This window comes from Bacillus pfraonensis, assembly GCF_050768835.1.
GTDB classification, from domain to species: domain Bacteria; phylum Bacillota; class Bacilli; order Bacillales; family Bacillaceae_G; genus Bacillus_A; species Bacillus_A pfraonensis.
On record NZ_JAHCDO010000066.1, the window covers coordinates 1 to 7,992 of the forward strand.

Genomic DNA, 7,992 nt, shown 5'->3' on the forward strand with positions numbered 1-7,992 from the left:
ACGCCTTGCATGTAGGAGTATTAGATAAATAGTTTCAGCTCAACCTGACGGCTTTCATTCCTACTTTCAGTCAATCAGTTGTTGTTATCAAGTTTGATAACCCTCCCATTTCTTGTTTATACACTTATAGGGAAACGTGTCGCACAAAAGATTATTTTATTTAAATCCTGCTTAATTTTTACTTAATTCATATTAAAAACTCTTACTATATTTAAAAATTATAATATAATGAACACAATCGAATATTAGGAGTGTTGAAAATGCCAGATATAATACGCCTTATTCTTTTTACATTTGTAGCAATTAGTTCAATTTTCTCCTTAGTAAAGGAGTTTAAAAAGCCCAAGAAAAATGGATTTTTAATTTCAATTGAATTCTTACTTTTTATAGGGATGATACTATTAATAAAAGAGATTTTAATTTAATTTATGTATTATAAATTTCTCTCTGTTAATAAATTTCAATATTCCGTCAATAATGTAGATAGGCTGTATGCCAAAACCCATTTAAATTTCTTTCTCCGTCCCCCTTTTGGAGATGCCTTGGAGTTGAGCAGTTAGCTTTTGCTAGCTGCTCTTTTTAATTTCGGATTTCTCCTTGCACTTCTCACAATACAACATATCTCCAATATCAATTTTATCTTCTTTGTATTGCGGGATTCCACATCTGTATTCCCATCACCATTCGTTATCTAAGTATGCTCGTTTCGGGATTAAGTGTTCACTTTTGTATTAATCCGCCCATTTAGTTCTCCTCACTTCTACAAAGTACACTGTTTCTACTGGCACTATAAAGTCTTGCGCGATGCGTGTTCCTCTCTCAATTACCTCCACCTTAAGTATGTAAATTATAAGTTTAAATACTGTTTTTATTTATTAAAAATAAACCATAATATCATTATGTAAATAAGTTGCATTTTTCTTTCAATCTCTAATACACAAAATTCTTCAACTAATCGATTATATTTACCCATACGATTGGAGAAAATAAATATTAATAGCTTACAAATATCTGTTTTCCAAGAAATCTTCACTTCAAAAAAACACAAAGGTGTTAAGTGAGAAATAATTCACTAAATATCAATGTCTTGTAAATAAATTTACTAATTACAGCGCGATAATTAGCATTAACATATCAACAAACATTAACATGTTAACGAAAACAAAGAAAAAATGTTAATTTTATATCAACAGTAACTTAATTATTAAACTAATATTGATTTAAGGTTAATGAATATATTAATAGAAGGATATCTTTCTCAACTCGTAATAGATCATAGTCCATTAGTACTGATCGAAAAAACTATAAAACGAATAGCCCCTTGTAAAGTATGTATAGTTGTAAAAAAGTAAACACCTTCACAGATACTCTATAAATAATTCACTAAATAAAAAAGTGTTAACCATTCTCTACAAATAACCTCTGGTAGATTACTGCTACTCGTTTAAATAAACTATAAAACGTACAAATCATTATCAAATACTGTTTGAATCACTTTAAATTTTAATAAAAACTTAAGAATCAACTATATATAATTTCCACAGAACGAAAAACATCGATATTTATACACTTATCATTGATATAATATTAACAACTAAAGAGACTTTCATCACTATAGTTAATGTCTTGTTAATATCAACTCTATTACATATCAACTTCACATTTCATGTTAATGTCATTTTCTCTAATGAACCTAAATTATATATACAAAAGTAAAATTCAATCCACCGGCTGAATAATATTTAGTACTCAATTGCGTAAAAATGCTTACAATACACGAATATACTATTTATGAAATTTCACATCTAACTTATCAATGAAAGATTCCAGAAGCACTAGATCGATTCTTTTTACTGTAATAAGACATACTTAAAGATTAGTATCACCAAGAAAGAAGACTATATTAGCAGCGTAGCGATTCGCATCCAGCTTAATGTTATTACAATGTTTTATTTTATGTATAGATCTCTATTTTTCTTTGTTACAAATACTGTACAGGTCGTTTTGTTAATCTCGTAGTAACTTTAACTCGTTTTACTAATACATAATTAGCTCACTATCATCAATGTTATATCGATGTGCATGTATTTTTAGTTGATATAACATTAACAATGATAATATGTTTTGATTTTATAGTAATGTCTTGTCAATACACTCTTCATTACATGTCAATTTCATATTTCATGTTAATGTCTTTTTTAAGGATGTTTAAGATACTAAAGGGCCAAGGCATCTAACATATCAATTTCAATCCCTTTAATTTGCTTAAATCATACTACAAACGAAAGTTACGTTCCCGCTATAAGCTACTTAGTTACATATAGACACTTATCTGTACATGGGCATACTATTTGTGCGCTTTATATAAGCTTATTCGTGATAAATTAGATTCATTAAACCAACTAAATTCTATATTATGACAACATACTCTTACAGGTTTATATAAAATAAACAATGAAATCAATACTAAAAATAACAGGGAACATACCAGTAATACAAAGATTCATATCACTTCTATAAGAATAACAGGACTAGATAAACATTAACTCTATTTATTAAAGGATCAGTAACTTACTAGTATTATTAAGCTACTAGCATCATCACATTAGTAGTGTTGCCTTTTTGTATCTTTTTATACATTGAAATTGGAATTTAATAATCTACTTTTCTCATTTTCTACAGAAGACAGTCATTATATCCTCATAATTTGTTTACAAAACACTTATATTTCCTTATCATTAATAATAAGCAATATATTATGTTAATCTCATGGCAACTATAAGCCATATTTCTAGCACAAAATAAACTTATTATCATTAATATAATATTAATATTTATATATTTTTAGTTAACAAAACATTAACACTCTAAACAAATTGTAGATTTATAGTCAATGTTTTGTTAATACACTCTTGGTTATATGTTAATCTCGCATTTCATGTAAATACCTAAGTTGATAGGTATTTACATTGATATCATCGAAATAACTATCAACATGTCAATTTCAATTCACATGTTGATTTCAATTCAAGTGTATATTTAACTATTTTTTCAAGGAGGTAGGACAATGATTGATCAAAAAAGCGATTCACGAGACCATCAAAAAAACGATGATGATATATTAAACGATAATGTTTTTGAAAAGGCTTGGAGGATAACAGAATTCTCTAAATTAGTCGGACGTCACCATAACACAGTGTATAATTGGTTCAATATTTTAGAAGAAAAAGGGCTACATGAAACTCTAAGAACCCATAACACAAACGAAAAGCTCTATAATACTTTAGATCTTGAAATCGCTCTTTTTATAAAACAAAAACGGGACGAGAAGTGGTCTTTAGATGCTATTATTGAACTTTTACCACATCAATTTGATTTAAGACCAGTACCACTAGAGAATCAAGCAAATGAAGTATCTACCCAATTAAACCTTCAAGCAACTGCAGAAATCATTGAAAAGATGGTGGATAAGCAGTTAGAAGAAAAATTAAAAACTATTGAATCTCAGTATGAGGAGAAGATAGGGAATATATTAAAACAGCTTCCACAACCTGAAGATGCAGAAACTTTAAAAATACGTCAACGTCAAGAAAGACTAGATAATTTCATTATTGAACATAGAGCACGTCAGGAATTAAGAAAACAAGCAGAAGGCATCTGGAATAGTAAACCTGATGAGGAACGTATTAAAAAGGTAGGATGGTTTAAAAAAGAAGAAGATTTAGCTAAAAAGCAACTCTTCATTGAGCAGTACATACATGATAATATTATTGATTATATAAAATCCCTTATGAATACAACGGTGGAATAACAAAAAGTCTGGAGAGAGCTCCAGACTTTTTATTATTTTGTAGTACCAAACATCTTATCTGGATCTAAAAAGTCCGCTAATTCAGCATCCTCATTGGCTCCAGCTTCTGTATTTTCTTCGTCACTACCCATATCGATAAAATCACCAAAGGCAAAACCTAAGTCCTCATCCTCATCTATACTTTCTATCGTACTAATTTGAGACTTTTTGTACTGAATTTGACTTTGCTTCTCTTTAAATTCATTAAACTCTTCAACTAATCCCTTAGATAATCTTGATGGTAATGCATCAGTTTTATAAAACGTATATACGCTTCCTAAGAAATCATTCTTACTTACTAAATATCCATTAAAAACAGTACCGTTTATAGGTAAATTATTTGAAACTTCCACTTTAGCATCATCCATGAAGGAATCATCAATGTTTTTTTGTTCATCTAGGATAGCAAGCATACCAAAATGATGCACTTTTGATGCTTCAACAGAACCATCGTTATGCTTTTTCATCAAATCAATTGGATGATGGAAAGAGCTTCCTCTTAATGATTCTTTAAACATCTCTACAATTGCATGGCTATTTTCAATCTGGTTCATATTACGTGAAACCTTATTAATTACTAAACAACCTGTTTTCTCAAGTAAAATACGTTTAAAGTCTTGAGAATCAAGTATTACAGATGTTCCAGAACCATTTGCAGCTGTATTTAATTCATGAATAATTTCACTAATGCGTTGATTTGCATAATCACGTGCATTTGCAATACCTTTTTTCTCATTTTCGTTTAGTTCTTTAAATTCATCATAAAAGTGCTGATTATCAGCAAATACTACAAATGCTACACCTTTTGATTTATCATTAGCTAATTTCCAAATCTCCTGAGAAAACTTATTAACTTGTCTTAGTACATCCGGTCCATCTGCTCTTACTGGAAGTGTTACAACAATCCCCATTTTAATAAAATCTTTACGCTCAATAGCATTTTCAAAAGCGATTCTCGCAAATTTTGCTTGATTTGCTTTTATTTCTGCCATAGGGTATTGTTGCGCAACTTTTTGTAATTCTTGTCTAATGACAGGCTTGTTATGAAAAGCGGAAAACTCTTCAATTGCCTTAATGATTGTAGAAGTTCCTGTTCCTCCACCTAGGCCTGCAAAGAATAACACAAGTTCATCAGATGGTCTTACACGTTCCGTGATAAATTCTTTTAATTTCTCTTTTGCCTCATCATTTGAATCAAGTACCTTTACTGCACGCTCAGGATTTTTACCTAAACCACCTAATTTAAGTGATACTTGGTTGCTTTTTGGTACATTTTTTAGTTCTGCTAGATCTCCATCATTACTGTTTAATGCTAAGCAGTTATATACTGATGTTCCATCTGTATGTTTATATTCAGCAAATTTATCTACCATTCTAGTACCAGCCTGACCAAAACCAACCATCGTCATCTTAACTGCCACTTCATTCTTCAAGAAATTTTTCGCCATTATTTTATCTCTCCTTATTTACTTATTTACTTTTTTTCTCTTCCCTAACTCAATAAGTACTTGCTGTCCTCTATAAGTTGAGATTAAAAATTTATACGGGTGCATAGCCTTTTCATAGATTAAAGACATTGATGATAGTGTACTAACACTTATTTCAGCTGAACGTCTTGATATATTTGTGCGTTCAACTTCTAATGAATAAGATTTCCCTTTTGTTTTCTTTACTCTCCTATCAATGACCACATTTTCTACTATTTCATTAATGGATATGCCCCTCATGTATTTGGTTTCTTGAAATTGTTTATTAACGATGTTTCCTATGTATAGAAATACACTATATAGTATTTCGTCTTGTTCAAGAATATCTGCGAACATGTTCACTACTTCATCTGTAAATTTTATTGTTTGATACTTTTCGCTTAAAACCTCGTTCAAGTTGTCCCCCCCTTAAACCATTGGTTAATTATTCCTAGAAACATAGTACATCATTATAAGGCGTATATCAAGTCATTATATATAAAACTTATATATAGAACTTATAAGTTCCATTATTAGAAAACCCTTTACTTTACAAGACCTCATTTATACAGCGTATATATACGTCGTATATATACTATATTAATCTTATATTTCATGTGATTCATATTCTAAACACTTAACAGAATAGATTTCACTAACAGTACTATATTAAGTAAACATATCTCTCAAAAAATAGCATAAAACATTAACATGAAACTCACATATTAAATAACATTTTATATACGCTGTATATATACATTTTATTTATACGACGTATATAAAACCCTTTCTATAAAAGGTTTTTCATCTTTTACATATCAATTTAACATCAATATCAATATGATAAGCAGTTTATATAAGACTTATATATACAACTTATATAAACTACTTATCATCCATAACAATAAATACAATGCTGTAATAGCATTACACTCATACTATTTATACTGTTATGTAACTTTCACTCATCCTGGTTATCTTTCTTAGTTTATAGTTTGGCTCTATAAGTTTCATCTCTTGTTAGGGGAGAAGTTGTCAATGTCATGTTATATTGATACAGCTCTTCATTTAACTCTTTTGTTAATTCACAAAATTGCATGTACAGCAAGTAAAAAATGTATTTCTTTTGAATCTAATTCATCTACTAATTCAATGCAATAAAGAGCATTTCCTTTTGAGTAAACAGTTTTAAAATTATACAATGTCAATATAATGCAAAATAAAGAGAAAATAGCATTGTAGATTAGGTGGCTTGTCGTACTTCATTAAAAAATTGGAGGGTTATATTTTGTTTTTTTCAAAAGCAATAGACCTATGTGCTTTATATGATCTACATAGGAAACGTAGTCAAGAATTCCAATATTCCTCTGTTTCTAATAAATATTTAGAAATAGAAAATATCCAAGATTTTTATAAAAGTAGTTCGGTTGCTATTCAATTTAATATGGGCGAATGTGATAATCAAAATTATAAAGTCGGTAAATTTGAATATGAAAGTTCAATCAAATCTGGAATTTCGTGTAATGATATAGTAACAGGTGAAGCTTTTATAAATAAGAATGAAGATTCACCTAATGTAATACTTGTACATGGTTGGCGAATGGATTCTATAGATAAGGTTAAAAACATATTTCAGAAGATGATGATGGATTTAGGATGGAATATGTATTATTTTACAATGCCTTATCACTTTAACAGAGAACCAGAGAGTTCCTTGTATAGTGGTGAATACATGATAAGTGCTAATGTTGAACGAACAGTGGAAGCATCTCAACAAGCAGTAGCTGACTTGCGTGGACTAATACATTGGCTTAAAGAAAATAAAAAAGGGCAAGTTATATTGATTGGTATTAGTTTAGGTGGCTTCATTACAAATTTAACCGCTTTAGTTGAACCTCAAATAAATGTGTTAGCTTCTATTTTCTATGCTAACCGTCTTTCTTATTCAATATGGAAAACCAATCCTGGGAAGTATATAAAAAAGGATTTACAGGAACATGGCGTTACATATGAAGATTTAATAAATCATTGGAAAATTACTGAACCAAGCCAATCTGCTCCAGTAATAAATAAGGATAACATCCTATTAATCTCCGCAAAAAATGACCAGTATGTTCATATTCAAGATACAGATTACTTATGGGAATCTTGGGGGAAACCGACAAGATATGTATACAATGGTGGACATGCAGGAATTGTCCTAAATCGTAATAAAATTGCTACTGATACTATCCAATTTATCCGAAAACGGATAGAAAGGTAATTTCACCATGATTGTCCTAGTATTTTTGTTGTGGATGATCGCTGCGATTCTGTTTTTCACTAATCCCCAAAATGAAGCCACTAGATGAGGAAGTGTAATAGCCCTATTTGATGGGGAGCTTAGGTGTAATGATCGTGACGAAATACAAACATCCTTGTATAAATGAAAATTTGAACTACTCACCACTTAACGTCCTTACGGACTGTTTGAAGTGGGAGATTCCTAAGTACAGAGTTCTATCGAACTCTAATGGATTAGGCTATCCCCGTAGTTCCTACGGTTAAGAGACGAATTGCCTCGTTTCTCAGGTTGATCGCTGCATTCCTATCTCTATCGTGATGTGTACCACAAGAAGGGCAATCCCACTCACGAATTATTAGATTTTTAACATCTTTGTTTTTGTATCCACAATT

Annotated in this window: 6 protein-coding genes; 3 read left to right on the forward strand and 3 right to left on the reverse strand. The window is 30.1% G+C overall.

Annotation, left to right across the window (positions count from 1 at the left end; genetic code table 11):
- The first annotated feature begins 260 nt into the window (after positions 1 to 260).
- Both KFD70_RS28250 and KFD70_RS28255 read left to right on the forward strand, forming a co-directional pair.
- Positions 261 to 425: a hypothetical protein gene (locus tag KFD70_RS28250; protein ID WP_336454534.1), complete on the forward strand. Its 165-nt coding sequence runs from the start codon at positions 261 to 263 to the stop codon at positions 423 to 425.
- A gap of 2,642 nt (positions 426 to 3,067) precedes the next feature.
- A complete protein-coding gene (locus KFD70_RS28255; protein WP_336454533.1) occupies positions 3,068 to 3,811 on the forward strand; it encodes a MerR family transcriptional regulator in 744 nt (247 codons plus the stop codon).
- Positions 3,812 to 3,843: 32 nt separating this feature from the next.
- Here the strand turns inward: KFD70_RS28255 and KFD70_RS28260 are convergent, their stop codons facing one another.
- Together KFD70_RS28260 and KFD70_RS28265 are read right to left on the reverse strand one after the other, a co-directional pair.
- Positions 3,844 to 5,298: an FtsZ/tubulin family protein gene (locus KFD70_RS28260; protein WP_336454532.1), complete on the reverse strand. Its 1,455-nt coding sequence runs from the start codon at positions 5,296 to 5,298 to the stop codon at positions 3,844 to 3,846.
- 18 nt (positions 5,299 to 5,316) lie between these two features.
- Positions 5,317 to 5,733 (reverse strand): hypothetical protein, encoded by a 417-nt coding sequence (locus KFD70_RS28265; protein ID WP_017150243.1) that lies wholly within the window; start codon positions 5,731 to 5,733, stop codon positions 5,317 to 5,319.
- Positions 5,734 to 6,604: 871 nt separating this feature from the next.
- On the opposite strand from KFD70_RS28265, the gene KFD70_RS28270 reads away from it, so the two are divergent.
- The gene (locus KFD70_RS28270) at positions 6,605 to 7,579 is read left to right on the forward strand and encodes an alpha/beta hydrolase family protein (protein ID WP_336454531.1); all 975 of its coding nucleotides are present in this window, start codon (positions 6,605 to 6,607) and stop codon (positions 7,577 to 7,579) included.
- Between the two features lie 254 nt (positions 7,580 to 7,833).
- Here KFD70_RS28270 and KFD70_RS28275 read toward each other — a convergent pair.
- Positions 7,834 to 7,992 (reverse strand): zinc ribbon domain-containing protein (locus KFD70_RS28275; RefSeq protein WP_431613531.1); only part of this gene is annotated, 159 nt, incomplete at its 5' end.